The sequence below is a fragment of the Streptomyces lincolnensis genome (assembly GCF_021173675.1).
GTDB classification, from domain to species: Bacteria; Actinomycetota; Actinomycetes; order Streptomycetales; family Streptomycetaceae; genus Streptomyces; species Streptomyces lincolnensis_B.
Genome location: NZ_JAIHON010000009.1, coordinates 456694 through 482644 on the forward strand (window position 1 = coordinate 456694; position 25951 = coordinate 482644).

The 25951-nt window shown below is 72.8% G+C and carries 22 protein-coding genes; 15 read left to right on the forward strand and 7 right to left on the reverse strand.

Going from position 1 to position 25951, the window contains the following annotated elements:
• Positions 1-157: 157 nt before the first annotated feature.
• Complete coding sequence (locus K4B79_RS28535) at positions 158-700, reverse strand: hypothetical protein (protein WP_232029797.1); 543 nt, start codon at positions 698-700, stop codon at positions 158-160.
• 246 nt (positions 701-946) lie between these two features.
• Between K4B79_RS28535 and fmt the strand changes: the two genes are divergently transcribed.
• On the forward strand, positions 947-1879 hold the full coding sequence (gene fmt / locus K4B79_RS28540; RefSeq protein WP_232029798.1) for a methionyl-tRNA formyltransferase: 933 nt from the start codon (positions 947-949) through the stop codon (positions 1877-1879).
• A gap of 63 nt (positions 1880-1942) precedes the next feature.
• A complete protein-coding gene (locus tag K4B79_RS28545) occupies positions 1943-3379 on the forward strand; it encodes an RsmB/NOP family class I SAM-dependent RNA methyltransferase (RefSeq protein ID WP_232029799.1) in 1437 nt (478 codons plus the stop codon).
• 323 nt (positions 3380-3702) lie between these two features.
• On the opposite strand, the gene K4B79_RS28550 is transcribed toward K4B79_RS28545, so the two are convergent.
• Entirely contained in the window at positions 3703-5847 is a 2145-nt protein-coding gene (locus K4B79_RS28550; protein WP_232029800.1) for an MMPL family transporter, read from the reverse strand.
• Positions 5848-6008: 161 nt separating this feature from the next.
• Between K4B79_RS28550 and rpe the strand changes: the two genes are divergently transcribed.
• The 4 genes from rpe to K4B79_RS28570 all read left to right on the forward strand — a co-directional run bounded on the left by rpe (position 6009) and on the right by K4B79_RS28570 (position 10394).
• Positions 6009-6695 carry a ribulose-phosphate 3-epimerase gene (rpe, locus tag K4B79_RS28555; protein WP_232029801.1) on the forward strand — a complete coding sequence of 229 codons (687 nt, stop codon included), beginning with the start codon at positions 6009-6011 and terminating at the stop codon, positions 6693-6695.
• 78 nt (positions 6696-6773) lie between these two features.
• A complete protein-coding gene (locus K4B79_RS28560; RefSeq protein WP_232029802.1) occupies positions 6774-7820 on the forward strand; it encodes a sugar-binding transcriptional regulator in 1047 nt (348 codons plus the stop codon).
• A 173-nt stretch (positions 7821-7993) separates the two neighbouring features.
• On the forward strand, positions 7994-8311 hold the full coding sequence (locus K4B79_RS28565; protein WP_232029803.1) for a barstar family protein: 318 nt from the start codon (positions 7994-7996) through the stop codon (positions 8309-8311).
• 79 nt (positions 8312-8390) lie between these two features.
• The gene (locus K4B79_RS28570) at positions 8391-10394 is read left to right on the forward strand and encodes a tetratricopeptide repeat protein (RefSeq protein ID WP_232029804.1); all 2004 of its coding nucleotides are present in this window, start codon (positions 8391-8393) and stop codon (positions 10392-10394) included.
• Positions 10395-10560: 166 nt separating this feature from the next.
• Here K4B79_RS28570 and K4B79_RS28575 read toward each other — a convergent pair whose 3' ends face one another.
• The gene (locus K4B79_RS28575; protein WP_269464013.1) at positions 10561-12312 is read right to left on the reverse strand and encodes a translation initiation factor 2; all 1752 of its coding nucleotides are present in this window, start codon (positions 12310-12312) and stop codon (positions 10561-10563) included.
• 179 nt (positions 12313-12491) lie between these two features.
• Between K4B79_RS28575 and K4B79_RS28580 the strand changes: the two genes are divergently transcribed.
• The 5 genes from K4B79_RS28580 (at position 12492) to K4B79_RS28600 (ending at position 17216) form a co-directional block, all read left to right on the forward strand.
• On the forward strand, positions 12492-12929 hold the full coding sequence (locus K4B79_RS28580) for a hypothetical protein (protein WP_232029805.1): 438 nt from the start codon (positions 12492-12494) through the stop codon (positions 12927-12929).
• 195 nt (positions 12930-13124) lie between these two features.
• A complete protein-coding gene (locus K4B79_RS28585; protein ID WP_232029806.1) occupies positions 13125-14567 on the forward strand; it encodes a GuaB1 family IMP dehydrogenase-related protein in 1443 nt (480 codons plus the stop codon).
• 92 nt (positions 14568-14659) lie between these two features.
• Positions 14660-15049: a hypothetical protein gene (locus K4B79_RS28590; protein ID WP_232029807.1), complete on the forward strand. Its 390-nt coding sequence runs from the start codon at positions 14660-14662 to the stop codon at positions 15047-15049.
• 237 nt (positions 15050-15286) lie between these two features.
• Positions 15287-16753: an amino acid permease gene (locus K4B79_RS28595; RefSeq protein WP_232029808.1), complete on the forward strand. Its 1467-nt coding sequence runs from the start codon at positions 15287-15289 to the stop codon at positions 16751-16753.
• Between the two features lie 10 nt (positions 16754-16763).
• On the forward strand, positions 16764-17216 hold the full coding sequence (locus K4B79_RS28600; RefSeq protein WP_232029809.1) for an Lrp/AsnC family transcriptional regulator: 453 nt from the start codon (positions 16764-16766) through the stop codon (positions 17214-17216).
• A 49-nt stretch (positions 17217-17265) separates the two neighbouring features.
• Here K4B79_RS28600 and K4B79_RS28605 read toward each other — a convergent pair whose 3' ends face one another.
• Complete coding sequence (locus tag K4B79_RS28605) at positions 17266-17715, reverse strand: hypothetical protein (RefSeq protein WP_232029810.1); 450 nt, start codon at positions 17713-17715, stop codon at positions 17266-17268.
• 170 nt (positions 17716-17885) lie between these two features.
• Here K4B79_RS28605 and K4B79_RS28610 point away from each other — a divergent pair, with 170 nt between their 5' ends.
• Positions 17886-19115: an MFS transporter gene (locus K4B79_RS28610; protein ID WP_232029811.1), complete on the forward strand. Its 1230-nt coding sequence runs from the start codon at positions 17886-17888 to the stop codon at positions 19113-19115.
• Here K4B79_RS28610 and K4B79_RS28615 read toward each other — a convergent pair.
• Positions 19112-19669, reverse strand: a complete 558-nt coding sequence (locus K4B79_RS28615) for a Repetin (RefSeq protein WP_232029812.1) — start codon at positions 19667-19669, stop codon at positions 19112-19114. The genes K4B79_RS28610 and K4B79_RS28615 overlap by 4 nt on opposite strands.
• Before the next feature lie 308 nt (positions 19670-19977).
• On the opposite strand from K4B79_RS28615, the gene K4B79_RS28620 reads away from it, so the two are divergent.
• Together K4B79_RS28620 and K4B79_RS28625 are read left to right on the forward strand one after the other, a co-directional pair.
• Positions 19978-20766 (forward strand): carbon-nitrogen hydrolase family protein, encoded by a 789-nt coding sequence (locus K4B79_RS28620; protein ID WP_232029813.1) that lies wholly within the window; start codon positions 19978-19980, stop codon positions 20764-20766.
• Between the two features lie 75 nt (positions 20767-20841).
• On the forward strand, positions 20842-22539 hold the full coding sequence (locus tag K4B79_RS28625) for a flavin monoamine oxidase family protein (RefSeq protein ID WP_232029814.1): 1698 nt from the start codon (positions 20842-20844) through the stop codon (positions 22537-22539).
• Here the strand turns inward: K4B79_RS28625 and K4B79_RS28630 are convergent.
• A complete protein-coding gene (locus tag K4B79_RS28630) occupies positions 22536-23231 on the reverse strand; it encodes a DUF5995 family protein (RefSeq protein WP_232029815.1) in 696 nt (231 codons plus the stop codon). The two genes, K4B79_RS28625 and K4B79_RS28630, sit on opposite strands and share 4 nt — an antisense overlap.
• 172 nt (positions 23232-23403) lie before the next feature.
• Between K4B79_RS28630 and K4B79_RS28635 the strand changes: the two genes are divergently transcribed.
• Entirely contained in the window at positions 23404-24525 is a 1122-nt protein-coding gene (locus K4B79_RS28635; RefSeq protein ID WP_232029898.1) for a glycoside hydrolase family 6 protein, read from the forward strand.
• Positions 24526-24637: 112 nt separating this feature from the next.
• On the opposite strand, the gene K4B79_RS28640 is transcribed toward K4B79_RS28635, so the two are convergent.
• Entirely contained in the window at positions 24638-25849 is a 1212-nt protein-coding gene (locus K4B79_RS28640; protein ID WP_232029816.1) for an MFS transporter, read from the reverse strand.
• Positions 25850-25951 lie beyond the last annotated feature (102 nt).

The following is a 25951-nucleotide window of genomic DNA, read 5'->3' on the forward strand; positions in this document are numbered from 1 at the left end:
TACGGGGAGGCAGGGGCCGGTCTTCGTCGGGTGGGGCATCGTCGTGGGGCAGGCCCTCGCGCGCGGCGCTGCCGTGCGTCCAACCGCCGTGGCCGGTGTGTGGCATGCGTCTGCCCTCCCGGGCGTGGCCGGGAGGGCAGGGAAGCAGGGGGGTGGGTCAGCCGTTGCGGGGGGCGGGGAAGGCGGTGGGCCTGGCCTCGTCGCGGAGGGTCGGGCTGCCGGCGGTCGGCTGGGTCGGCATGGAGCGGGCGGCGGGGACCGTCGGCACCGTGGAGATGCCGGTGCCGACGTTGACGGCGCGGGAGCTCGAGCTCTCCGTGGCTCGCTCGGTCTCGGCGGCCGCCTGGGCGGTGGCGCGACGGGCGCCGTAACGGCGGTGCACCGCCTGCTTGGTGACCCCGAGGGCGGAACCCACCGCGTCCCACGAGAAGCCGAGTGAGCGGTCGAAATCCACGGCGGCCGTGACCAGGGTCTCGACACTGTCCCGCAGTTCCTGGGCCAGACGGACCGTCGGGGCGGGGGCGCGTCCGTAGACGACGAAGCCCGTGGAGGGACCGGAGCGGCGCGGGCGGTAGACGTTGCCCAGCTGGGCGGTGAGCGTGCGCAGTGCGTCCACCTGCCGGCGGACCCGCTCGATGTCCCGCACCAGCAAGTGCAGGCTGGCCCGAGCCTGGGCGTCGTGGGTTGCGTGGTCGGCCATGAACAAGCCTCTCGAACCGGCGATGAAAGGGGTCGGGTCGCGCGATGTGCGGCCCGCGTTGGTCAACTCTTTCTTGACCAACGCGTGGGCGCTCCGCTGGTCACGCACCGGGGGCGTAGGGGCATATGCGTGCGCCCCGGGAGGAGGGTGCGCGCCGCGATCACCGCAGGCGGCGCCGCGTCGTACCCGGGCGCCATACACTTGTGCGTTGCCCGCAGTCGCCGCCCGAGAGGCCCGAACCCACCCATGAAGCTGGTCTTCGCCGGTACCCCCGAGGTCGCCGTTCCCGCCCTGGACGCTCTCATCGCCTCCGGGCGGCACGAGGTGGCCGCCGTCGTCACGCGGCCCGACGCGCCGGCCGGGCGCGGGCGCAGGCTGGTCGCGAGCCCCGTCGCCGAGCGGGCCGAGGAGGCCGGGATCGAGGTGCTGAAGCCGGTGAAGCCGCGGGACCCCGAGTTCCTGGAGCGGCTGCGCGCCATCGCCCCCGACTGCTGCCCCGTCGTGGCCTACGGCGCCCTGCTGCCCAGGGTCGCCCTAGACATCCCCGTCCACGGCTGGGTCAACCTGCACTTCTCGCTGCTGCCCGCCTGGCGCGGGGCCGCGCCCGTGCAGCACTCCATCATGGCGGGGGACGAGATCACCGGTGCCTCGACCTTCCTCATCGAGGAGGGGCTCGACTCCGGGCCGGTCTACGGCACGGTCACCGAGGAGATCCGGCCCACCGACACCAGCGGTGACCTGCTCACCCGGCTCGCCTTCGCCGGCTCCGGGCTGCTCGCCGCGACCATGGACGGGATCGAGGACGGCACGCTGAAGGCCGTACCGCAGCCTGTCGAGGGCATCACCGTCGCCCCGAAGATCACCGTCGAGGACGCCCGGGTGGACTGGGGCACGCCCGCGCTGCGCGTGGACCGGGTCGTGCGCGGGTGCACGCCGGCGCCCGGCGCGTGGACCGTCTTCCGGGGCGAGCGGCTCAAGCTGATCCAGGCCCGGCCCGTCCCCGAGCGGACCGAGCTCGCGCCCGGCGCGCTCGCCGTGGGGAAGAACAGCGTCCACGTCGGTACCGCGTCGCACGCGATCGAGCTGCTGTGGGTGCAGGCCCAGGGCAAGAAGCCGATGAGGGCCGCCGACTGGGCGCGTGGCGTGCGCATCGGTGAGGGCGAGACCCTCGGAGCGTGAGGCGGGGGCCGGCGGACTTACGCTTGGTGCGTCGCCTCTTCTGAAATCCGGAGCACCTTTTTCGTGAGTGACCAGCCCCGTCAGCCCCGCAGTCCCCGTGGTCCCCGCAAGCCGGGCAAGCCCTACCGCCGGCCCCAGAAGGACCCCGTCCGCATGCTCGCCTTCGAGGCGCTGCGGGCCGTGGACGAGCGGGACGCGTACGCCAACCTCGTCCTGCCGCCGCTGCTGCGCAAGGCGCGCGAGAAGGGCGACTTCGACACGCGGGACGCGGCGCTGGCCACCGAGCTGGTGTACGGGACGCTGCGGCGGCAGGGGACGTACGACGCGATCATCTCCGCGTGCGTCGACCGGCCGCTGCGCGAGGTCGACCCGCCCGTGCTCGACGTGCTCAGCCTGGGTGCGCACCAGTTGCTCGGGACGCGGATCCCCACGCACGCCGCGGTCTCGGCCTCCGTCGAGCTCGCCCGGGTCGTGCTCGGCGACGGACGGGCCAAGTTCGTCAACGCCGTGCTGCGCAAGGTCGCGCAGGACGATCTCGACGGGTGGGTGGAGAAGGTCGCGCCGCCCTACGACGAGGATCCCGAGGACCACCTCGCCGTCGTGCACTCGCACCCGCGCTGGGTCGTCTCCGCGCTCTGGGACTCGCTCGGCGGTGGGCGGGCCGGCATCGAGGATCTGTTGGAGGCCGACAACGAGCGGCCCGAGGTGACCCTGGTCGCCCGGCCCGGGCGGGCCACCGCCGAGGAACTGCTGCGGGAGCACGCGGCGGTGCCGGGGCGCTGGTCGCCGTATGCCGTACGGCTGGCCGAGGGCGGGGAGCCCGGGGCCGTCGAGGCCGTACGGGAGAACCGTGCCGGGGTGCAGGACGAGGGCAGTCAGCTCGTCGCGCTGGCGCTGGCCAACGCACCCCTGGACGGGCCCGACCGGAAGTGGCTCGACGGGTGTGCCGGGCCCGGGGGCAAGGCCGCGCTGCTCGCCGCCCTCGCCGCCGAGCGCGGGGCCGTGCTGCTCGCCTCCGAGAAGCAGCCGCACCGGGCGGGGCTGGTCGCCAAGGCGCTCGACGGGAACCCGGGGCCGTACCAGGTCATCGCCGCCGACGGGACCCGGCCGCCGTGGCTGCCCGGCTCGTTCGACCGGGTGCTGATGGACGTGCCCTGCACGGGTCTGGGCGCCCTGCGGCGGCGGCCCGAGGCGCGGTGGCGACGGCGGCCGGAGGATCTCGAAGGGTTCGCGCCGTTGCAGCGGTCCCTGCTGCACACCGCCCTCGACTCGGTACGGGTCGGCGGCGTCGTCGGCTACGCCACGTGCTCACCGCATCTCGCGGAGACCCGGGCGGTCGTCGACGACCTGCTCAAGCAGCGGCCGGAGGCCGAGCTGATCGACGCGCGCCCGCTCCTCCCGGGCGTACCGGACCTCGGCGACGGGCCCGACGTCCAGCTGTGGCCGCATCTGCACGGGACCGACGCGATGTATCTGGCGTTGATTCGCCGGACGGGCTGACTGGGCGGTCTGACCGGGTGCGCTGACAGGGCGGGCCGCTTCGCCCGCCGGGGCCGCGACCGGGACGGGTAAGGTCCGGGGATCCTCGGTGCGCGGTACCCAGGCCGGAGCGCGGGCGGCGCCGCCCTCGACCTGGCCACCGCCCTGCCGGCCCTGCAGCACGGGGAGATCCCGCCCACGGTTGGGACGAGACACGAGGCCGGCGCAGAGCGGCACAGCACGGCACGGCGCCGCGCGCCGGGACTCGCCCGGCTCGCCCCGATGAGCCGCCGCTCCCGGCCCGCCGCCGCTCCCGGCCCGCCGCCGCTCCCGGTCCGCGCGCCTCAGCCGCCCGGCCGGCCCGCCCGCTCCGGCTCGGTCGTCGCCGGAGCGGCGCCGTCCTCGCGGGCCAGGCGGTGCGGCCACCACACCTTCGGGCCGACGTCCAGGAACAGGGACGTCACCAGCACCGAGCGCACGATGAAGGTGTCCAGGAGCACGCCCAGCGCCACCGCGAAGCCGATCTCCGCGAAGGCGACCATGGGCAGCGTGCCCAGGGCGGCGAAGGTGCCGGCCAGGACCAGGCCGGCGGAGGTGATGACCGCGCCGGTCGCCGCGAGGCCGGTCACCACGCCGGGGCGGGTGCCCTGGCGGGCCGCCTCCTCGCGGATACGGGTGGTCAGGAAGATGTTGTAGTCGATGCCGAGGGCGACCAGGAAGACGAAGACGAACAGCGGGAAGTCCGTCGACTCGCCCGCGTAGTCGAACAGGTACCGGAACGCGAGCGCGCTGATGCCGAGGGCCGCCGCGAACGACAGGATCACCGTCCCGATGAGCAGCAGCGGCGCGATGAGCGCGCGCAGCAGCACGCACAGGATCAGCAGGACGACGACCAGTACCAGCGGGATGATCAGGATGTTGTCGTGCGTGGTCGCTCTGTCCATGTCCAGCAGGGCCGCCGTACCGCCGCCCACCTGGGCGTCGGCGTCCGGCACCGCGTGCACGGCGTCCCGGACCCGTTCCACGGTCTGCTTCGCGGCCTCGCTGTCGGCCGGGTCGGTCATGGTGGCCTCGAACAGCACCTTGCCCTCGAAGGAGGGTTTGGTGCCCGGGGGCAGGCCCAGCGACTCGGGGACGACTCCGCGCGTGGCGGCGACGGCCTCGCCGACCTGCCGGGCCTGTGCCTCGTCGCTGATGATCACGAGCGGATCGCCGCTGCCCGCCGGGAAGTACCGCGCGGACACCTCCTGGCCGACGATCGAGTCCGGTTTGCCGGTGAACGCGTCCGCGTTGCTGATGCCCTCCGCGCGCAACTGGATCAGGCCGAGCGAGCAGATCGCCAGGATCGCCGCCGTGACGCCCCAGACCATGCGGGGACGGGCGGAGATACGGCCGCCCATCCGGGCCCAGAGCCCCCGGTCCGCCGGGTTCGGCGTGCCGAGGTGGGGGATCGCCGGCCAGAAGATCCAGCGGCCGAAGACCACCAGCAGGGCGGGGAACAGGGTCATCATCGCCAGCAGGGCGACCGCGACGCCGATCGCGGCGACCGGGCCGAGGCCGCTCGTGGAGTTCATCTCGGCCGCCAGCAGCACCAGCATGCTCAGCACGACGGTCGCGCCGGAGGCGATCACGGCCGGGCCCGCCCGGTGCAGGGCGAGGGCCATCGCCTCGTGCCGGTCCTCGTGCCGGCGGAGCTCTTCCCGGTAGCGGGCGACCAGCAGCAAGGCGTAGTCCGTCCCCGCGCCGAAGACGAGGACGGTGAGGATGCCCGCGCTCTGGCCGTTGACCGTCAGGCCCGCGTGCTCCGCGAGCAGGTAGATCAGGGCCTGCGCGGTGAACAGGGCGGCGATCACCGACAGCAGCGGGACCAGGAGCAGGGAGGGGCTGCGGTAGGTGATCAGCAGCATCACGATCACGACCGCCATCGCCGAGATCAGCAGTGTGGAGTCGATGCCCTCGAACGCCTCGGAGAAGTCCGCGGAGGTGCCGCCCGGGCCGGTGATGTGCACGGCCAGCCCGTCACCGCCCTCGCCGACGTCGTCCCGGATGGCGTCGACCGCGGGCGCGATGCGCTCCCAGCCCTTCTCGTCCATGGTGATCGGCACATAGATCTGGGCCGCGCGCGGATCGGCCGGCCGGTCGAAGGTCGGGCCCCTGGTCTCCGCGCCGCGGATGCCGTGATCCGTCAGCCGCTTGAGCTCGGCCACGTCCTCGGTGATCCGCGCCCGGTCCTGTGCCGTCAGGCCGCCGTCCCGGGCGTACACCACGATCGCCGGGATCTGTTCCGGCCTGAAGTCCTCCGAGAGGTGCAGGACCTGGGTCGACTCGGCGGAGCCGGGCAGCCAGGAGGCCGCGTCGTTGTCCTGCGCGTCGGTCAGCTTCTGCGCGAACGGCGCCGTCAGGAACAGCACGATCAGCCACAGCACCAGCACGACCCACTTGGCACGCCGCCCGCAGACGAGGTGCCCGATGCCGTTTTTCTCCGTCATGTCCACCCCCGCAACCGCGCCCCTTCAGGGGCGCGGGACTGCGACATGTGCGGCCCTGCCGCGTGGGCGCGATCAGCCACATACAACCCGCACCGGACAAATGACCGTACCCATCCAGGACCGATGCGGCCAACCCCCGGAGGGCATGGCAGGCTTGTGGCATGGCCGCGCAGATCAACCCCAGCATTCTGTCCGCCGATTTCGCCCGCCTCGCGGACGAGGCGAAGGCGGTCGAGGGAGCCGACTGGCTCCACGTAGACGTGATGGACAACCATTTCGTCCCGAACCTCACGCTCGGTGTGCCGGTCGTAGAGTCTCTGGCCCGTGCGACGGACACTCCGCTGGACTGCCATCTGATGATCGAGGCCCCCGATCGGTGGGCGCCCCAGTACGTCGAGGCGGGGGCCGGTTCCGTCACCTTCCATGTCGAGGCGGCCGCCGCTCCCGTCCGGCTGGCCCGGGAGATCCGGGCCAAGGGGGCCCGCGCCTCCATGGCGCTCAAGCCCGCGACGCCGATCGAGCCGTACGAGGATCTGCTCCCCGAGCTCGACATGCTGCTGATCATGACCGTCGAGCCCGGCTTCGGGGGGCAGGCGTTTCTCGACATCATGCTCCCCAAGATTCGCCGCACCCGCGAGTTGATCAGGAAGCACGGGCTCGAACTGTGGCTCCAGGTCGACGGCGGAGTCTCCGCCTCCACCATCGAGCGGTGTGCCGACGCGGGCGCCGACGTCTTCGTCGCGGGCTCGGCGGTCTACGGGGCGTCCGACCCGGCAGAGGCGGTACGTGCATTGCGCACGCAGGCCGAGGCGGCCACGGCCAAGGCCTCCTGGGCGTGCGACCACTGAACCAAGGGAACGTGAACGGCTCTCATCGGAGCTGATCAAGTCCGCCGCATCTGCAAGGATGAACGGTGAATCCAGAATGTGAACAGCAGTGAGGAGATCGCCGTGTCGGGTATGTCGGCGGGCCGGTCAGCCATGCGGATGGGACCCGCTGAGCTGGTGCAGGCGGCGGCCATGGCCCGCCGCTTCTACCTAGAGGGGAAGTCCAAGATCCAGATCGCCGAGGAGTTCGGCGTCAGCCGCTTCAAGGTGGCCCGGGTCCTGGAGACCGCCCTCGAACGGGATCTCGTACGCATCGAGATCCGCGTGCCGGCCGAGCTGGACGCCGAGCGCTCCGACGCGCTCCGCGCCCGCTACGGACTGCGGCACGCCGTCGTGGTCGAGTCCCCGGCCGAGGCCGAGGAGACGTCCCCCGACCCGGAGAACCTGGGGGAAGTGGCCGCCGACCTGCTCGGCGAACTGGTGAACGAAGGTGATGTGCTGGGGCTGGCCTGGGGCCGGTCCACCATCCACATGGCCGCGGCCCTGGACCGGCTGCCGCCGTGCACGGTGGTGCAGCTGACGGGCGTGTACGACGCCGGGACCGCCGAGCGCGGCTCCGTCGAGGCGGTCCGCCGGGCCGCCCAGGTCTCCGGCGGCGACGCGCACCCCATCTACGCGCCGATGCTGCTGCCGGACGCGGCCACCGCCCAGGCGCTGCGCCACCAGACCGGGATCGCCCGGGCCTTCGAGTACTTCGACAAGGTCACGGTCGCCTGTGTCTCCATCGGCTCCTGGGAGCCGGGCATCTCGACGGTGCACGACATGCTCAGCGACGAGGAGCGCGGCCACTACGCCTCGCTCGGGGTCGCCGCCGAGATGTCCGCGCACCTCTTCGACGCCGAGGGCCGCCGGGTCGGCCGGGACCTGGGCGAGCGGTGCATCACCGTCAAGGCCGACCAGCTCCGCCGTGTCCCCGAGGTCGTCGCGATCGCGGGCGGCCAGCGCAAGGCGGCCGCGATCGACGCGGTGCTGCGCTCCGGGCTCGTCACCAGCCTGGTGACGGACACGGCGGCGGCCGACTACCTGATGACGGCGGGGACGACGCCGAAGCCGGCGCTGAACAGGGCGGACCCGGACGGCCTCTGAGAGGCTCCGAGGGGCTCCGACGAAAGGCCGTGAGGGACGGCCGTGGTGGCACGGACACGTGTGGCCGCGGTGCGTCCCTCATGTGCTGGTGCGGCGGCGTGCATTGTCATGGGGCGACGCGGCGGGATCTACTGGGCCGATGATCATCACGACTCGTTCAGGGCGGTACTGAGATGACGGACCACGTGGTCACGCTGGACCTCGACGGGGTCACCGACAAGGCGGGCCTGATGGACCGCTGCGCCCGCGCCCTGGAGCTGCCCGACTGGTTCGGCCGGAACTGGGACGCGCTGGCCGACTCCCTCCGCGACCCGTCCGTCTGGCCCGAGGCCGCCGCGGACAAGGAGCTGCTGGTCGTCGTACGGAACTGGCGACCGTACGCCGAGGCGCGCCCGGAGGAGTGGGCGATCGCCCAGGAGGTGTTCACCGAGGCGTCCGGGGGCCGTTCGGGGCTCACCGTGGCGCTCGCCCTGGGCCGGCCACAGCCCTGACGGCATATCAACTCCCGTGCGGGGATAGGTTCGTGCCGTGACGCGCGAGGCAGTGGACCTGAACGGGAGTCAGTGACCGATGGTGTACCAGATTCCGCCGGAACCGGCGCACTTCGTCGATCGCGAGGACGCGCAGGCCCGGGTGCTGCGGCTCGTCGAGGAACGACAGGGGACGCCGCCCGGCGCCCGGCCGCTGTGCGTCGCGGTGAGCGGCTATGGCGGTGCTGGCAAGACGGAGCTGGCCTTCCGCCTGGTCCGCAGGGTCGCCGAGAGCTACCCGGACGGCATCCTGTACGTGGACCTGGACGACGTACGCCGTGACGGCGTGGTGGAGGTCTCCGACGTCCTCGGCGATCTCCTGCGCGCGCTCGGCGCCGACTGGATCGCCCCCGTGTTCCGGGAACGGGCCCGGCAGTACTGGTCGTTGACCCATGGCAAGCGGCTCGCGCTGATCGTGGACAACGCGCGCTACGGCACCGAGGCCGAGTCGCTGCTGCCCGCCTCGGGCGAGAGCCTGGTGATCGTCACCAGCCACGGTCCGCTGTACGACCTCCAGGCCGGCGCAGCCGTGGAACTCCCGCTGGACCCGCTGGCGGAGTCGGACGCGCTGGAGCTGCTGGAACGGGTGGCGAGCGACGCGCGGCTCGCCACGGAGCCGGACGCCACCCGTGAGCTGCTGACGCTGTGCGGCGGGCTGCCCACCGCGCTGCACGTCGCCGGGTTCTGGCTGCGCCGCCACCAGGGGCGCCCGCTGCCCCGGCTGCTCCGGGCGCTGACGGCCGAACTGCACGACAAGGGCCTGCCCATGGTCGAACGCGTGTGGGACGCGGCGTACCGGAGCCTGAGCGAGGAGGCGGCCCTGCTGTACCGGCTGCTCGCCGACTTCCCCGGCCCCTCCTTCACCCTCGCGGCGGCCGACGCGCTCCTCGGCCGGGGTCCGGACGTCGCCGACGACGCGGTGGACGAGCTGCGGAGCGCCGGACTGCTCGGCAGGCCCCCGGAGGACGGCCGGGAGCGGCTGCCCGACCTGCTGCGCGCCCACGCCGGACGGCGGGCCCGTGCCGACGGGGACGCGGACGAGAGGGACGCGGCGCGCCGGCGGATCGTGCACTGGTACGTGCGCCAGGCGCAGCGCGCGGACACGGTGATCGCCGGTTCACGGCTGAAGCTGGCCGCCCCGATGCCCCCGGTACCCGGCACGCACGACGTGCTCTTCGAGCGGGCCGACGACACCGGCGTCCCGGCCAAGCGCCGCGCCTACCAGTGGCTGGAGGCCGAGCGGCACGCGCTGTTCGGCTGCGTCCGTCTCGCGTACGCAGCGGGCGCCGCCGGGGACTGGGGCACGGCCGAGGCGTGGGCGCTGTGCGAACCCCTCTGGACGCACTTCCTGGACCATCCGCACTACGCCGACCACATCGAGGCGTTCCGGACCGGCGTGGCCGCCGCGCAGCGCGCCGGTGACGTCCGGGCGCTCGTCCGCATGCGCTGCCAGCTGGCCCGCCCGCTGTGGGAGCAGGGCGAGTTCGAGGCGGCGGAGCGGGAGATGGAACAGGCCCTGGACGCCGTACGGGCCGGACTGGGACGGTCCGACGGCGAGCGCAAACTCGGCGCCTCCGCCACCGAGTTCCGCGGGATGCTGCGGGCGGCCCAGGGCGACTGGGAGAGCGCGGCGACCTGCTTCGACGAGTCCCGTGCCGTGCACGAGGAGATCCGCAACGGCTACGGCGCCACGCTCCAGACCTACCGGCTGGGCGAGGCCCTGGCCCACCTCGGCGAACTCGACCGGGCGGCGGAGCTGCTCGAACGCGCCCGCGCGGAGTTCGCGGCGGGCGACCGGGCCCGGCTCGCCTCCCGCGCCGAGTTCGCGCTCGGCGGTGTCTTGGTCCGCCTCGACCGCGCGGAGGAGGCGCGGGCGCTGTACCGGGCCGCGCTGGAGGGGACGCGGGGCCGAGGCGGCTCCCGGGACGAGGCCCGGGTGCTGGACGCCCTCGCCGACCTCGCCGAGCGGGAGGGGCGGCAGGACGAGGCGCGCGAGCACCGGACCGCGGCGGTGGCCGCGCGGGAGCGGTCGGGGTTGGCCTGAGCGGCCGAGGCCGGCCTGAGCGGCCGCGGGCTGGGTGGGCTCAGCGGCCGGGACTGACCTGACCGGCCGGACTGACCTGACCGGCCGGACTGACCTGACCGGCCGGACTGACCTGACCGGCCGGACTGACCTGACCGGCCGGACTGACCTGAGCGGCCGGGACCGGCTACACCGGCAGAGCCGCCTCGTCCGAGCTCGCCGGGGACAGTCGTACCGCGAAACGGCGGTCGCCGATCGCGCAGGTGAGTGAGTCGGGCGGCGGCCCGTCCCCGGCGGCGAGGAGTGCGGTGTACACGGCGGACAGCACCGCGGCCGGGTCGGCGTACACCAGGCCCTCCGGCACGGGACAGGGTTCGATCCGGGCCGACAGGAGCGGGCCGGTGCGGATGCGCAGCAGGCAGTGCGTGGCCGAGACGGCGACCGCGGCGGTACGGCGTCCCCCGGGATGCTCCTCCAGGGTGCGGCGGGTCCAGGCGTCCGCGGTGCGCACGATCGCGTCGCCGTGGGCCGGGATGGGACCGTCGGCCCGGCGGTAGAGGAGGGCGGCGCCCTGGGTGTCCCTGGTGCCGGCCCGGTCGGTCTCGGCCGTGAGGTGGTGGACGGGCTGCTGCGGGGACGGGACGAGGTGCGCCGGGTACCGGGTCACATGGATCACGCCGTCCGCCTCGTGCCGGACACGCACCGCGAAGGCCGACGGGGGCGTGGGCGGCGGCGAGGGATCGGGAAGCGGCCGGGGGCGGACCGGGAGGGCGGGCGGTTCGAGGCCGAGGAGTGCGTACAGCTCCTCGCGCAGCCGTTCCAGGCCGTGGCCGTGCTGGGCGAAGACGGTGTCCGTGAGCGGGCGCACGCTGCCGGGCCGGTGGCCGCGCAGCGCCTCGGCGACGGCCCGCGGGGCGGCGGCCGGATCGGTGCCCAGACGCGGGACGCGGGCCAGGAGCGTCGCCATGGGGCTGCCCGGAAGCAGTTCGTCGCCGCCGTCGTACGCGCCGAGCAGCGGGCGGTCGAGGGCCGCCGCGTACAGCGCCGCCGAGCCGTGGTCGGAGACGAGGAGGTCCGCGGCGACGGCGACCGAGGCCCACTCCTCGTAGGCGGCGGGCAGGATCAGGCCGGCCCGGCGGGCGGGTTCGAGGTGCTCCTCCAGGTCCTGGCCGCCGAGACGGACCCGCTCGTTCGGATGGACGACGAGGGCGAGCTGGTACTCGTCGTAAGGCAGGACCGCGGCCAGCTCGGCGGGCAGGGAGGGGCGGCGGCGCAGCAGGGACTCGGGGCCCCAGGTGGACAGCAGCACGATCAGACGGCGGCTGCCGGTGCGCAGGGCGGCGCGGTAGCGGTGCCGGCGGTCGGTGGAGTCGGCGTCGAGGAACCGTTCCAGCAGGGGATCGCCGACGACCTTGGCACGGGCGGCGACGGCCGGGCTGAGGGCGGCGAGCCGGGAGATCTGGCCGGGGTGGGCGAAGGCGTACAGGTCGGCGAGGAGAGTGCCGTCGGGCAGCAGGAGGTGGGCCGGATCGAGGCCGGACGCGGAGTCGTCCGTGCCCTCCCCGGGGATGGACTTGCTGAAGCCGGCGCCGTGCGGAAGCAGGACCTGCGGGCCGCGCAGGGCGTGGAGATCGCCTTTGGGGCCGGCGGCGAGGACGAGCGCGAAGGTCCGGGCCGTGGCCTGCGACCAGGGGATCGTGCGTCCGCCGGCGCGTTCTATCGCGTCGAGCGCGTCGAGGGAGAAGTCGGAGCCGGGTACGAGGGTGAACCAGCGGCGCAGTCGGTCGTCACCCGCGAAGACGGGGAGTGTGTCGAGCAGCCGGTGCAGCGCGTTCTGCGACCGCGCCGCGAAAAGCACCGCGGGTGGCTCGCCCGTCGCCCGTCGCCCGTCGCCCGTCGCCCGTCGCCCGTCGCCCGTCGCCCGTCGCCCGTCGCGCAAGTGTCCCTCCATGCTATCGGCCGCGGTCCGCCGCGTACGGCGTTTGCGCAGATCGGGGCCGGTTTCCGAGGCCCGTCCGATGCGGCGAGCCGATCGTACCCGTGGTGGTCGGAGTGGCCACGGGAGCGTCGGGTCACCCCCGTGCCGGGCGGGTACGGCGCACCAGCAGAATGCATGCCATGACTGAGTGGCTCGTCGCGCTGTTCGCGGCGCTCATCGGAGCCGGCGCCGCGCTGGCCGGCAGCGTGATCTCGGCGAGGGGCGCCCGGGAGGCCGGCGAACGGCAGGCGGAGGCCGCGCTGCACACCCTGCGCCTGACCGTCGCGGAACAGCGCGCCGCCCGCCTCCACGACCAGCGCCGTCAGGCCTACGTCCGTTTCCTGGAGGCCGCCGACGCCGTTCTCCTCACGCGCAGGACGGGGGAGGGGCAGCCCGGCGACCTCCCGGATCTCCAGCGGGCCTGTGGCGTCGTCCTCCTGGAGGGCCCGGAGGAGCCCGCGGCCGCCGCGCGGGCCCTGATGGAGCTGCTGCGGGGGCGCTCGGCGACGCCGGACGAGCTCGACGCCGGACGTGAGGTGTTCATCGAGGCGGCACGGGCCGCACTGGCCCACATCTGACGCGCGTCTGACGCACCCACCCCCGGTGGCCCCTCGCCGACCGCTCTCGGTGGATCCTCCGAAGCCGTCGCCGGAGGGTCTGGATGTTCCGCCCGGGCATGGCATTCCGCCCGACATGGGAGAATGAAGTACGTGCTCTTTCCCCCTGGCTGACCTGTCCGGGGGCCACCTCTGATCGACTGGGATGTGCAGCACGTGCGTTTCCTCAATGACATCCAGCCCCCGTACGACCTGACGTACGACGACGTCTTCATGGTCCCGAGCCGCAGCGCGGTCGGTTCCCGGCAGGGTGTGGACCTCGGTTCCCCGGACGGTTCGGGTACGACCATCCCGCTGGTGGTGGCCAACATGACCGCGATCGCCGGGCGGCGCATGGCCGAGACGGTCGCCCGTCGTGGTGGGCTCGTGGTCATCCCGCAGGACATTCCGAACGAGGTCGTCACCGAGGTCGTCTCCTGGGTGAAGAGCCGCCACCACGTCCTGGACACCCCGATCGTGCTGGCCCCGCACCAGACCGTCGCCGACGCGCTGGCCCTGCTGCCCAAGCGGGCGCACAACGCCGGTGTGGTCGTCGACGAGGAGCGGCGGCCCGTCGGTGTGGTCACCGACCAGGACCTGACCGGCGTCGACCGCTTCACCCAGCTCGAAGTGGTGATGTCCAAGGACCTGCTGCTCCTGGACGCCGACATCGATCCGCGCGAGGCCTTCAACCGCCTCGACCACGCCAACCGCCGCTACGCGCCCGCCGTCGACCGGGAGGGCCGTCTGGCCGGCATCCTCACCCGCAAGGGCGCCCTGCGGGCCACGCTCTACACGCCGGCCGTGGACGCGCACGGCAGGCTGCGCATCGCCGCCGCCGTCGGGATCAACGGCGATGTCGAGGGCAAGGCCAAGGAGTTGCTCGACGCGGGCGTCGACACGCTCGTGATCGACACCGCCCACGGCCACCAGGAGTCGATGATCAGCGCGATCCGCACGGTGCGCGCGCTCGACCCGAAGGTGCCGATCGTCGCGGGCAACATCGTCGCCGCGGAGGGTGTCCGGGACCTGGTCGAGGCCGGTGCCGACATCATCAAGGTCGGTGTCGGGCCCGGCGCCATGTGCACCACGCGCATGATGACCGGCGTCGGCCGCCCGCAGTTCTCCGCGGTCCTGGAGTGCGCGGCGGAGGCGAAGAAGTACGGCAAGCACGTGTGGGCCGACGGCGGTGTCCGGCACCCGCGCGACGTCGCCATGGCGCTCGCGGCCGGCGCGTCCAATGTGATGATCGGCTCCTGGTTCGCCGGGACCTACGAGTCCCCGGGCGACCTCCAGCAGGACGCGAACGGCCGGCTCTACAAGGAGTCGTTCGGCATGGCCTCCGCGCGTGCGGTGCGCAACCGTACGTCGGAGGAGTCGGCCTACGACCGCGCCCGCAAGGCGCTGTTCGAGGAGGGCATCTCCACCTCCCGCATGTTCCTCGACCCGGCCCGCCCGGGTGTCGAGGACCTGATCGACTCGATCATCGCGGGCGTCCGTTCCTCCTGCACCTACGCCGGTGCCGGCTCCCTGGAGGAATTCGCCGAGAAGGCCGTCGTCGGCATCCAGAGCGCCGCCGGGTACGCCGAGGGCAAGCCGCTGCACGCCAGCTGGAGCTGACACCTGGCCCGTCCTCCGCACGGTCGGCCGTCAAGGCCTCCTGACGTCAAGCCCCCTTGACGTCAGGAGGCCTTGACGCGACCCTGGAACGCATGACGACACCGGAGAGCATCGAAACGCAGTACACGCTGCTGACCGCCGTCACCCGTCTCGACGAGCTGCGCATGCGGGAGGCGATGGGCGCGGGCACGGACACCGCCCCCGACCGGGCCGAGCTGCTCGAACTCCTCGCGCTGAGCGAGGTCGTGGCCCGCAAGGCCGCCTACGGCCGTCAGCTGACCGTTCGCGCGGCGCGCGCGGCCGGGGCGTCCTGGTCGCAGATCGGGGCGGCGCTGGGCACCAGCAAACAGGCCGCGTGGGAGGCGCACACGCGGTGGATCGACGCCCAGGCGGCGGCCTACGGCAAGCCCGGCCAGATGGGCTTCGACGAGACCGACACGGCCGAGGCGCGGGCCATCGCGGGACCACCGGAAGACCGCTGACCAGGGGCTTCACGCAACGGTCCACAGCCCCCGCGCAACGAACACCCGCCCGCCCGCGAAGCACGCAACGATCTTGCGGAGACGCGCAAGGTTGCTGCATTACGACCGTGACGCGTCGGCTCGTAAGGTCGTGCGCTGTACGTGGCGTGGCGGAGACCCCGCTCGGTGGGTCCCTGCTCGCTCGGGGATGCCGCCGGTCCCCGCCGCCCTGAGAGGCAGCGACGAAGGAGTCAGCGCGTGCTCGACCAAGGCGCACCCCCGCACCACCCCACAGGGAAGGCCCCCGCGTCCCCGGGGCTCGGCGCCCGGCTCATGCGGCGCAAGCCCGTGGAACGCCTGGTCGCGGAGGGTGGCCAGGGCGAGGGCGGCAGCCTCCGCCGCTCCCTCGGGCTGTGGCAGCTGACCATGATCAGCATCGGTGCCACCCTCGGCACCGGCATCTTCGTCGTCCTCGGCGAGGCCGTCCCCAAGGCGGGCCCGGCCGTCACCCTGTCCTTCGTGATCGCCGGTCTCACCGCGCTCTTCTCGGCCCTGTCCTACGCCGAACTCGCGGGCACCATCCCGGTCGCCGGCTCCTCGTACTCGTACGCGTACGCAACCATGGGCGAACTGATCGCCTGGATCTGCGGCTGGTGCCTGGTCCTGGAGTACGGCGTCTCGGTCGCCGCGGTGGCGGTCGGCTGGGGCGAGTATCTGAACGAACTGCTCGACGGCACCATCGGCGTCACCATCCCGGCCGCGCTGTCGGCGCCGCCCGGCGACGGCGGCCTGTTCAACCTGCCCGCCCTGATCGTCGTACTGCTGGCGATGGCGTTCCTGCTCGGCGGCGCCCGGGAGTCCGCCCGCGCCAACACCGTCATGGTCGTCGTGAAGATCGCCGCGCTGGTGCTGTTCTGCGCTATCGGCGTCCAGGGCTTCCGGTCCGGCAACTACGAGAACTTCATGCCGCTGGGCATGGCCGGCGTCAGCGCGGCCGGCGCCACGCTGTTCTTCTCCTACATCGGCTTCGACGCCGCCTCCACGGCCGGTGAGGAGGCGAAGAACGCACAGCGCGACCTGCCGCGCGCGATCATGCTGTCGCTGGTCATCGTGACGGCGCTGTACGTGCTCGTCGCCGCCGTCGCCGTCGGCGCGAAGCCCTGGCGGGGCTTCACCGACTCCGAGGCCACCCTCGCCCAGATCATGCGCGAGGTCACCGGACAGACCTTCTGGGGCACCCTGCTGGCGTTCTGCGCGGTCGTCGCCATCGCGAGCGTCGTCCTGACCGTGCTCTACGGCCAGACCCGCATCCTGTTCGCGATGTCCCGGGACGGTCTCGTGCCCAAGGTGTTCTCCCGCGTCCACCCGAAGACGGGCGCGCCGCGCGCCAACACCCTCATCGTCTCCCTGTTCTGCGGAGTGCTGGCGGCCGCGATCCCGCTGGGGCAGCTGGCGGACGCCACCAGCATCGGCACGCTCTTCGCGTTCGGGCTGGTCAACATCGCGGTCGTGGTGCTGCGCCGGACCCGCCCGGACATGCCCCGCACCTTCCGGGTGCCGCTGTCTCCGGTGCTGCCCGCTCTCGGCCTCGGATTCTGCCTGTGGATGATGGGCAGCCTGTCGGCCGTCACCTGGGTGGTCTTCGGGGTCTGGATGGCCGCCGGGCTCGTGTTCTACTTCGTATACGGCCATCGCCGTTCCCGTCTCGCACCATCTGAGAAGTGATCGACCCGCAGTGCTGAACGATCTCGACGAACGCATCGTCCACGCCCTCGCCGAGGACGCCCGCCGCTCCTACGCGGACATCGGGCAGATCGTCGGCCTGTCCGCGCCCGCGGTGAAACGGCGCGTGGACCGGTTGCGCGCCACCGGGGCGATCACCGGCTTCACCGTCCGCGTGGACCCGGCCGCGCTCGGCTGGGAGACCGAGGGGTTCGTCGAGATCTACTGCCGCAGCAACACCTCGCCGGAGACGATCCGGCGGGGGCTTGAGCGGTACCAGGAGGTGGTGGCCGCGTCTACCGTCACCGGGGACGCGGACGCGGTGGTGCAGGTGTTCGCCTCCGACATGCGGCATTTCGAGCGGGTGCTGGAGCGGATTGCCGGGGAGCCGTTCGTGGAGCGGACCAAGTCGGTGTTGGTGTTGTCGCCTCTGTTGCGGCGGTTCTCGTCCGGGGCGCCTACGTAGTGGTTCGGCTTGCGGGGTGTGGGGGCTGGTCGAGCAGTTCCCCGCGCCCCTAGAGGGCGCGCCTGCGTACCGCCGCCAACAAGCGCCTGGTGAAGACAGCGTGCGCGCCAGTGCCGACGACCATCAGCCGATAGAGGTTGCCCGCCGGGCCCGGGAACCGTGCCCGCGTCTCGGCCCGTAGCCGTGTACGACCCGCACCCGCCTCCTCCAGGCGGAAGGTCAGGGCGTACGTCGAGAAATGGTGGCGTCCGATCAGGACCAGTTCCCGGGGCGGATCCGCGGCGGCCACCCGGAAACCGGGGAAGGCCGAGCCCTCGGTGAGGGGGCGGGGCCCGGACGCCGTGCTGTCGGCGACGCCGACGAGGCGGGCATAGCGGGCCGCGCGGGGGCGGGTGAAGGAACGGTCCAGGGTCTCGCCGAGGGCCGGCCAGACGGCGGCGGGGTCCGCGGCGACGACGGTCGTGTGCTCGTCGATCCGGGGCAACACGGTGATGTCCATCAAGAACCTCCATGACTCGGTCGGTCGTCCACAAACCGCTGGGCCGCGACGGCCCCGGCGTCTACCATCGGTGCCATGACCTGGCGACATTGATCCACCCGCCGTGCCTCCCGAGGGCCGCCTCGGACGCCGTACCCACGACGTCCGAACCGTCCTTCCGGGAAGGCCTCATGACACTCCCACCCGCGCGGGTGCCCGACACCGGCGTGCGTCGGCTGACGACCACGCTGTACGGCTACGCGTTCCTCGACGACCTCGTCCTGCTCTACCCGGTGTACGCGCTGCTGTTCGCCGACACCGGTATGTCCCTGTGGCAGATCTCCTCCCTCTTCGCGCTCTGGTCCGTCACCGCCGTCGTCCTGGAGGTCCCCTCCGGAGCCTGGGCGGACACCGTCTCCCGACGGCGGCTGCTGTGGCTCGGCCCGCTGCTGACCGCCGCGGGCTTCGCCCTGTGGGTGACCGTCCCGTCGTACGGCGCCTTCGCGCTCGGCTTCGTCCTGTGGGGCGCGGGCGGAGCGCTGGGCACCGGCGCGCTGGAGGCGCTGGTCTACGACGAACTGGACCGGCTCGGCGCCGCCGAGCGGTACGCACGGGTCATGGGCCGGTCCCGGGCGGCCCGGCTGCTGGCCACGGTCGTGGCCATGGCGCTCGCCGGACCGCTCCTCGCGCTGGGCGGCTACCAGGCCGTCGGCGCGGCCAGCGTTCTGGCCTCCCTGCTGGCTGCGGCGACGGCCACCCGGTTCCCGGAGCACCGGCAGCCGGCCGAGCAGGGCGACGGGAGCTGGACGGCGACCCTGCGTGCCGGGCTCGCCGAGGCCGGGGGAGACCGGACCGTACGCGGAGCCCTGCTGCTCATCCCCGCCGTCGCCGCCGTGTGGGGCGCGCTCGACGAGTACACCCCGCTGCTGATCCGCGACCTCGGCGTCGCCGAGGCGACCCTGCCCTACCTGGTGCTGCTGGTCTGGGCGATCGTCACGGTCGGCAGCCTGCTCGCCGGACCCGCCGAACGCCTCGGCAGCCGTGGGCTCGCCGCACTGATCGCGGGCGCCGCGCTCGCCCTGGCCGTGGGCGCGGGCTCCCGGACCGTGGCCGGGATCGCCCTGGTGGGGCTCGCCTTCGCCGGCTTCCAGCTGGCCGAGGTGCTCGCCGACGCCCGCCTCCAGCACCGCATCGACGACGCCCGCCGGGCCACCCTGACCTCCGTGGCGAGCCTGGGCACGGAACTGGTCACGGTGGCCGTCTTCGGCGTCTACGCGCTGCTCGGCACCCGGGCCGCGCACAGCACGGTCTTCGTGATCCTCGCCGTGCCGTACGCCGTGACCGCCGCGCTGCTGGCCAGAAGTCGGCGTGACCACCCCGCTCCGGCCGGAAGTCGGCGTGACGGCCCCGCCGCCGGCTAGAAATCCGGCTGCCACGGCACGACCGTGAAGTCACCGGTGCCCTTCTTGACCTTCTCGAAGGGCGCCGAACTCACGCACTTCGGCAGGTCGTCGGGGCCGAGGTCCTCGGTCGTGGCCCAGCTGTAGCCGAGCCGGTCGTTCCGGCCGAGGTCGTGCACGGTGATGCCCACGCGGGTGCCCTTCTCGCCGGGCAGATCCGTGTCGGTGACGACACCGGAGACGACGGCCACCTTGCCGCCGGTGACCAGACAGTCGACCTTCGCCTTCGCCCAGGCGCCCACGCCGTCGACGTAGTGGCTCCACTCGAAGGTGCCGGTCGCCTTCATCGGGTCGGCCTTGTCCTTCGCCGCCAGGTGCACGTCGAAGGCGAAGGTGATGTCGTCGCCGGCCGAGCGGTAGAGCTTCGCGGTGCCGGTGAGGGCGGCGGCCTCGCGGGGCTTCCCGGTGGCAACCGGCGACTTCCCCGGGTCGTCGGTCGCGGTGGCCGAGCCCGCCGCCCCGGCGGTGAGCAGCAGCGCGGCGCCGAGCACGACGATCTTCGTACGACGGTGCATGACGGTCCTTTCGGCAGGTGAAGCGGACGGTCACCACTGTCCCGGCGCCGCGCCCGCCCCACATCGCTCCGGGGACGGCACCCCGCCTCCGCCGCGCGGCGGGGACACCGCCCGCGCCCTGCGCCCCAGGGAGGAGAAAGGCGTACGCAACGAATCGCCGCCGGGGGCCCGTCGTACGCAATGAACGGCTCACCGGCGCGCAACGGCTGCTTCTTGTCCGCGCTGGTCAGCCGCCCGTACCGTCTACGTGGCCCCCGCAACCACTCTCGACCACCCGTCAACCAGTCGTCGCCCGGTGAGGAACCCGCATGCGCACCGCCCTGCTCCAGAGCTCCGGCCGCCCCGGCTCGACCGCCGAGAACCTCAAGGTCCTCGACGAGGCCGCGGGCCGGGCCGCCGCCGCGGGCGCCGGACTGCTGGCCGCGCCGGAGATGTTCCTCACCGGGTACGCCATCGGGGACGACATCGGCCGCCTCGCCGAGCCCGCCGACGGCGACTGCGCGGACGCCATCGCGGAGATCACCGGACGGCACGGCCTCGCCATCGCCTACGGATACCCCGAGCGGTCCGGCGACACGGTCTACAACTCCGCCCAGCTGATCTCCGCCGACGGCACCCGGCTCGCCAACTACCGCAAGACCCACCTCTTCGGCTGCTTCGAGCGCGACCACTTCACCCCGGGCGAGCAGCCGGTCGTGCAGGCCGAGCTGAACGGCCTCCGCGTCGGCCTCATGATCTGCTACGACGTCGAGTTCCCGGAGAACGTCCGCGCCCACGCCCTCGCCGGCACCGACCTCCTCGTCGTGCCGACGGCCCAGATGCACCCGTTCCAGTTCGTCGCCGAGTCGATGATCCCGGTGCGCGCCTTCGAGAACCAGATGTACGTCGCGTACGTCAACCGGGTCGGCCGGGAAGGGGAGTTCGACTTCGTCGGGCTCACCACGCTGGCCGGTCCCGACGGGGTCGCCCGGGGACGCGCCGGTCGCGGTGAGGAGCTGGTGCTCGCCGACGTCGACCCGGCCTTCCTCGCCGCCTCCCGCGAGGCGAACCCGTATCTGCAGGACCGGCGGCCCGGCCTCTACGGGTCCCTCGTCTGAACCGCTCGTATCAACTCGTCTGAACCCCTCGCATCGAGAAGCAAACAAGAAGCATTCGCAAGGAGTCCGTACCCCATGACGTCCACCGTGCCCAACGCCGTCGAGCACGCAGACGAGCAGCAGCCGCCGATCACCATGTTCGGTCCGGACTTCCCCTACGCCTACGACGACTTCCTCGCCCACCCGGCGGGCCTGGGCCAGATCCCCGCGACCGACCACGGCGCCGAGGTCGCGGTGATCGGCGGCGGCCTGTCCGGCATCGTCGCCGCGTACGAGCTGATGAAGATGGGCCTCAAGCCCGTCGTGTACGAGGCCGACCGGATCGGCGGCCGCCTGCGGACCGTCGGCTTCGAGGGCTGCGACCCGTCGTTGACGGCCGAGATGGGCGCGATGCGCTTCCCGCCCTCCTCCACGGCCCTCCAGCACTACATCGACCTGGCGGGTCTGGAGACCCGTCCCTTCCCCAACCCCCTTGCGGAGGCGACCCCTTCGACCGTCGTGGACCTCAAGGGCGAGAGCCACTACGCCGAGACGGTCCAGGACCTGCCCCAGGTCTACCGGGACGTCGCCGCCGCCTGGAACAAGTGCCTCGAAGAGGGCGCCGACTTCTCCGACATGAACCAGGCGATGCGCGAGCGCGACGTCCCGCGCATCCGGGAGATCTGGGCGAAGCTCGTGGAGAAGCTCGACAACCAGACCTTCTACGGCTTCCTCTGCGACTCCGAGGCCTTCCGGTCCTTCCGGCACCGCGAGATCTTCGGCCAGGTCGGCTTCGGCACCGGCGGCTGGGACACCGACTTCCCCAACTCCATCCTGGAGATCCTGCGGGTCGTCTACACCGAGGCCGACGACCACCACCGCGGCATCGTCGGCGGCTCCCAGCAACTGCCGCTGCGGCTCTGGGAACGGGAGCCGGAGAAGATCGTGCACTGGCCCTACGGGACGTCCCTGAAGTCGCTGCACCTCGACGGCGAGCCCCGCCCCGCCGTGACCCGGCTGCACCGCACCTCGGGCAACCGGATCACCGTGACCGACGCGAACGGCGACATCCGCACCTACCGGGCGGCGATCTTCACCGCCCAGTCCTGGATGCTGCTCTCCAAGATCGCCTGCGACGACTCGCTCTTCCCGATCGACCACTGGACGGCGATCGAGCGCACCCACTACATGGAGAGCTCCAAGTTGTTCGTCCCGGTCGACCGGCCCTTCTGGCTGGACAAGGACGAGGAGACCGGGCGGGACGTCATGTCGATGACCCTCACCGACCGCATGACGCGCGGTACGTACCTCCTCGACGACGGCCCCGACAAGCCGGCCGTCATCTGCCTCTCCTACACCTGGTGCGACGACAGCCTGAAGTGGCTGCCGCTCTCCGCGAACGAGCGCATGGAGGTCATGCTCAAGTCGCTCGGCGAGATCTATCCGAAGGTCGACATCAGGAAGCACATCATCGGCAACCCGGTCACCGTCTCCTGGGAGAACGAGCCCTACTTCATGGGCGCGTTCAAGGCCAACCTGCCCGGCCACTACCGCTACCAGCGGCGCCTGTTCACCCACTTCATGCAGGACCGCCTGCCCGAGGACAAGCGGGGCATCTTCCTCGCCGGTGACGACATCTCCTGGACGGCCGGGTGGGCCGAGGGCGCGGTGCAGACCGCGTTGAACGCGGTGTGGGGCGTGATGCACCACTTCGGCGGCGGGACGGATCCGTCCAACCCCGGCCCGGGAGACGTCTACGACGAGATCGCGCCGGTGGAACTCCCGGAGGACTAGAAGTGGGGCTGAGGCAGGGGCGTCAGCAGCATGCGCCCCGCCAGTCCCACCGCCGCGTCCAGCCGTTCCGTGAACTCCCCGGCCACGTCGGGCAGTCCGCGCAGCGCCCACAGTGCCCGCGCCGCGGTCCAGGTGGCGTCCCGGGCCCGGTCCAGGCTCCAGGAGCCGAGCAGATGGGTGAGCGGGTCGGCGATCTGGAGGAGATCGGGGCCCGGCATCAGCTCTTCGCGGATGCGCTCCTCCAGCGAGACGAGGAGATCGCCCACGCGGTCGAACTCGTCCTCCACCTCGGCGGGTTCGCAGTCGAGCGTACGACAGGTGTCCACGACGGCGAGCGCGAGGTCGTGGCCGATGTGCGCGTTGATGCCCGCGAGCGCGAACTGCAACGGACGTACGCCGGGATGGCGGCGGAACTGGAACAGGGGCCGCCAGCAGGCCGGCGGGCGGCGCTCGTCCGCCACCGTCTCCACGGCCGCCAGATAGCGCTCGGCGAACCGCACGTCCAGCGTGATCGCGGCCCGTGCGTCCCCCAGCCGGCCACTGTCGATGCGCCGGTCGACGGCCTCGGTGACGGCGAGGTAGACGCGGTTGAAGACGGCGACGCCGTCCCCGGCCGGCAGGGCCGCTCCGAGGGCGCGCATACGGGAGATGACCGTGTCGACAGGGGTGGTGAATTGTTCGCATTGCACCATGGGGGCAGAGTCCCAGCTTTAGGGTGGCGGGGGTACCGGCGGGCCCGACGCTTCCCCAGAACGGGGGAACGCACCCGCCGTTGGGGGAGGGGGCGACAGGGTGTCAGGCCGACGTGCCCAGCGGCTGGCCGCACGCCGGGCCGCGCGCAGGCGGACCGCGCGCCGTGGTGCCATGGTCGTCGCCGCCTCCGTGGTCGTGGCGATCGGCACCGCGACCGGGATGCTGTCCGCCCTGGAGGACCGCGGCCGCTCCGACGAGGCACGCCCCGAGGTGACCGGTTCGCCGTCCCTGGCCTCCTTGCCCGTGGTGCCGGCACCGTCCTCCGCCTCGCCCGGTGCCTCCGCCTCGCCGTCCCCGAAGAAGAAGGCGAGTCCCAAGCCCACCCCCTCGAAGGCGGCGGAGGAGAAGCCGGACGTGACCACCTTCGCCTCCACCGGCCTCTACCGGCACGCCAACTCCCAGGTGCTCGACTGGGTGCGCGCCAACGACGGCGACCCGCGTCACGCGGTCATACAGTCCCGTATCGCCGACCGCCCGGCGGCCGTCTGGTTCGCCGACTACACGCCCTCGACCATCACCGCCCGGGTCCGAGCCGTCACCTCCGGCGGCTCCGCACAGGTCCGGGTCCCGGTGCTGGTGGCGTACGCCATCCCCGGCCGCGACTGCGGCGGCCACTCCCAGGGCGGAGCGCCCGACCTCGACGCCTACGACGCCTGGATCGAGAAGTTCGCCGCCGGGCTCGGCTCCGGCGAGGTCGTCGTCATCCTGGAGCCGGACTCGGTCGCCCAGGCGGAGTGCCTCTCCACGGCCACCCGCGCCGACCGCTTCGCCTCACTGGCCCGCGCGGGGCGCGTCCTCAAGGCCGCCAACCCCATGGCCCGGGTCTACTACGACGCCGGGCACTCCGGCTGGAACCCGCCCGCGAAACAGGCCGGTTGGCTCAAGCAGGCCGGCGCCGCCTCCCCGGCCTCCTCCGACGGCGTCTTCAGCAACGTCTCCAACTTCCACCGCACCTCCGACGAGATCGCCTACGACCGTCGGGTCCTCGATGCCCTGGGCGGCCCCGCAAGCCTGGGCGCCGTCATCGACACCAGCCGCAACGGCAACGGCGCCCCGGCCGACGGCGAGTGGTGCGACCCGGCCGGCCGCAAGATCGGCCGGGCGCCCACGCTGAGCACCGGTGAGGCCCGGATCGACGCCTACCTGTGGGTGAAGCTGCCGGGGGAGTCGGACGGCTGCAAGGGCACACCGGGCACCTTCTCACCGTCGTACGCCTATGAGTTGGCGCGTTGACCCTCACTGTGGCCGGGGCGAAGGCCCGCAGCGCGTGGTAGCCGGTGATGACGACGACCGTGCCCACCGCAGATGACCGACCGCTTGGTCCCGGGTGCCGGGAACGGGCCGGTCAGGGCTGTCGGTCGGGGACGGTGGAGGTTTGCGGGGCGACCTTCGGGCGGTCGCGGTCACCGGCGCGCAGCACGCCCGCGAAGGCCACCAGACCGCAGGCCAGCACCGTCACCAGACCGAACGACACCATCAAGCTGGTTGCCTGGGCGAGACCGCCGATGGCGCTCGGCGCGACCAGCCCCGAGGTGTACGTGATCGTCGCGACACCGGCGATGGCCAGGCTCGGGTTGGGGCCGCTGCGGCCCGCCGCGGCGAAGCACAGCGGGACGACCACCGCGATGCCGAGGCCCATCAGGGCGAAGCCGGACATCGCCACCGCCGGATGGTCCGCGACGACGATCATCAGTCCGCCCAGCACGGCCAGCACCCCGCTGACCCGGACCGTGCGCACCGAGCCGAACCGGTCCACCACCTTGTCGCCGGCGATCCGGGCGATCGCCATGGTCAGCGTGAAGCCCGTGGTGCAGGCCGCCGCCAGACCGGCCGAGGTCTCCAACTGGTCGCGCAGGTACACCGCCGACCAGTCCAGGCTGGCGCCCTCCGCGAACACCGCGCAGAACCCGACCGCGCCGATGAGGAGCGCCGACCGGGGCGGCAGCGCGAACCGGGGAGGTGGCTCCTCGTCCTCGGCGGGCTGGAGGTCCAGCACCCAGGCGCACGCGGCCACCCCGAGCACGGTCAGCACCGCGGCCGCCAGCGCGTGGTGCAGGCGGGCGTCCGAGCCCAGGTGCGCGGCCAGGGTGCCGGCCGCCGAGCCGACCAGGGCGCCCGCGCTCCACATGCCGTGCAGACCGGACATGATCGACCGGCCGAGCCGCTCCTCGACCTCGACGCCGAGCGCGTTCATCGCCACGTCCGCCATGCCCGCCGTCGCGCCGTAGACGAACAGGGCCAGACAGAGGGTGAGCAGGTTCGGGGAGAGGGACGGCAGGACGAGGGCGAGCGTCCACAGCGCGATCAGGCCGCGCAGCGCGTTGCGGGCGCCGAAGGTGTGGCTGATCCGGCCCGCGAGCGGCATCGCCACGGACGCGCCGAGCGCGGGGAAGGCCAGCGCCAGTCCCAACTGCCCGGCGCTGACCGAGGCATGGTCCTGGATCCACGGCACGCGGGTCGCGAACGAGCCGGTGACGGCACCGTGCACGGCGAACACGGCGGCCACGGCGTACCGGGCCCGCCGCACCTCGCGCGGGTCGTAGACCACGTGACTCATACTCCGGCCCCTCCCAGGCTCCAGGGTCCTCCTTGACGGTGACGTAAACTATCAGGAACCCTGCCTGATAGATAGCGGTCGACCGTCCGCCCCGGCACTCCG

Coding starts and splice junctions, on each gene's coding strand:
- K4B79_RS28625 (WP_232029814.1), top strand. CDS start 20,842: ATGACGTCCACCGTGCCCAACGCCGTCGAGCACGCAGACGAGCAGCAG.
- K4B79_RS28550 (WP_232029800.1), bottom strand. CDS start 5,847: ATGACGGAGAAAAACGGCATCGGGCACCTCGTCTGCGGGCGGCGTGCC.
- K4B79_RS28565 (WP_232029803.1), top strand. CDS start 7,994: ATGACGGACCACGTGGTCACGCTGGACCTCGACGGGGTCACCGACAAG.
- K4B79_RS28580 (WP_232029805.1), top strand. CDS start 12,492: ATGACTGAGTGGCTCGTCGCGCTGTTCGCGGCGCTCATCGGAGCCGGC.
- K4B79_RS28535 (WP_232029797.1), bottom strand. CDS start 700: ATGGCCGACCACGCAACCCACGACGCCCAGGCTCGGGCCAGCCTGCAC.
- K4B79_RS28640 (WP_232029816.1), bottom strand. CDS start 25,849: ATGAGTCACGTGGTCTACGACCCGCGCGAGGTGCGGCGGGCCCGGTAC.
- K4B79_RS28605 (WP_232029810.1), bottom strand. CDS start 17,715: ATGGACATCACCGTGTTGCCCCGGATCGACGAGCACACGACCGTCGTC.
- fmt (WP_232029798.1), top strand. CDS start 947: ATGAAGCTGGTCTTCGCCGGTACCCCCGAGGTCGCCGTTCCCGCCCTG.
- K4B79_RS28620 (WP_232029813.1), top strand. CDS start 19,978: ATGCGCACCGCCCTGCTCCAGAGCTCCGGCCGCCCCGGCTCGACCGCC.
- K4B79_RS28570 (WP_232029804.1), top strand. CDS start 8,391: ATGGTGTACCAGATTCCGCCGGAACCGGCGCACTTCGTCGATCGCGAG.
- K4B79_RS28610 (WP_232029811.1), top strand. CDS start 17,886: ATGACACTCCCACCCGCGCGGGTGCCCGACACCGGCGTGCGTCGGCTG.
- K4B79_RS28590 (WP_232029807.1), top strand. CDS start 14,660: ATGACGACACCGGAGAGCATCGAAACGCAGTACACGCTGCTGACCGCC.
- K4B79_RS28630 (WP_232029815.1), bottom strand. CDS start 23,231: ATGGTGCAATGCGAACAATTCACCACCCCTGTCGACACGGTCATCTCC.
- K4B79_RS28635 (WP_232029898.1), top strand. CDS start 23,404: ATGGTCGTCGCCGCCTCCGTGGTCGTGGCGATCGGCACCGCGACCGGG.
- rpe (WP_232029801.1), top strand. CDS start 6,009: ATGGCCGCGCAGATCAACCCCAGCATTCTGTCCGCCGATTTCGCCCGC.
- K4B79_RS28615 (WP_232029812.1), bottom strand. CDS start 19,669: ATGCACCGTCGTACGAAGATCGTCGTGCTCGGCGCCGCGCTGCTGCTC.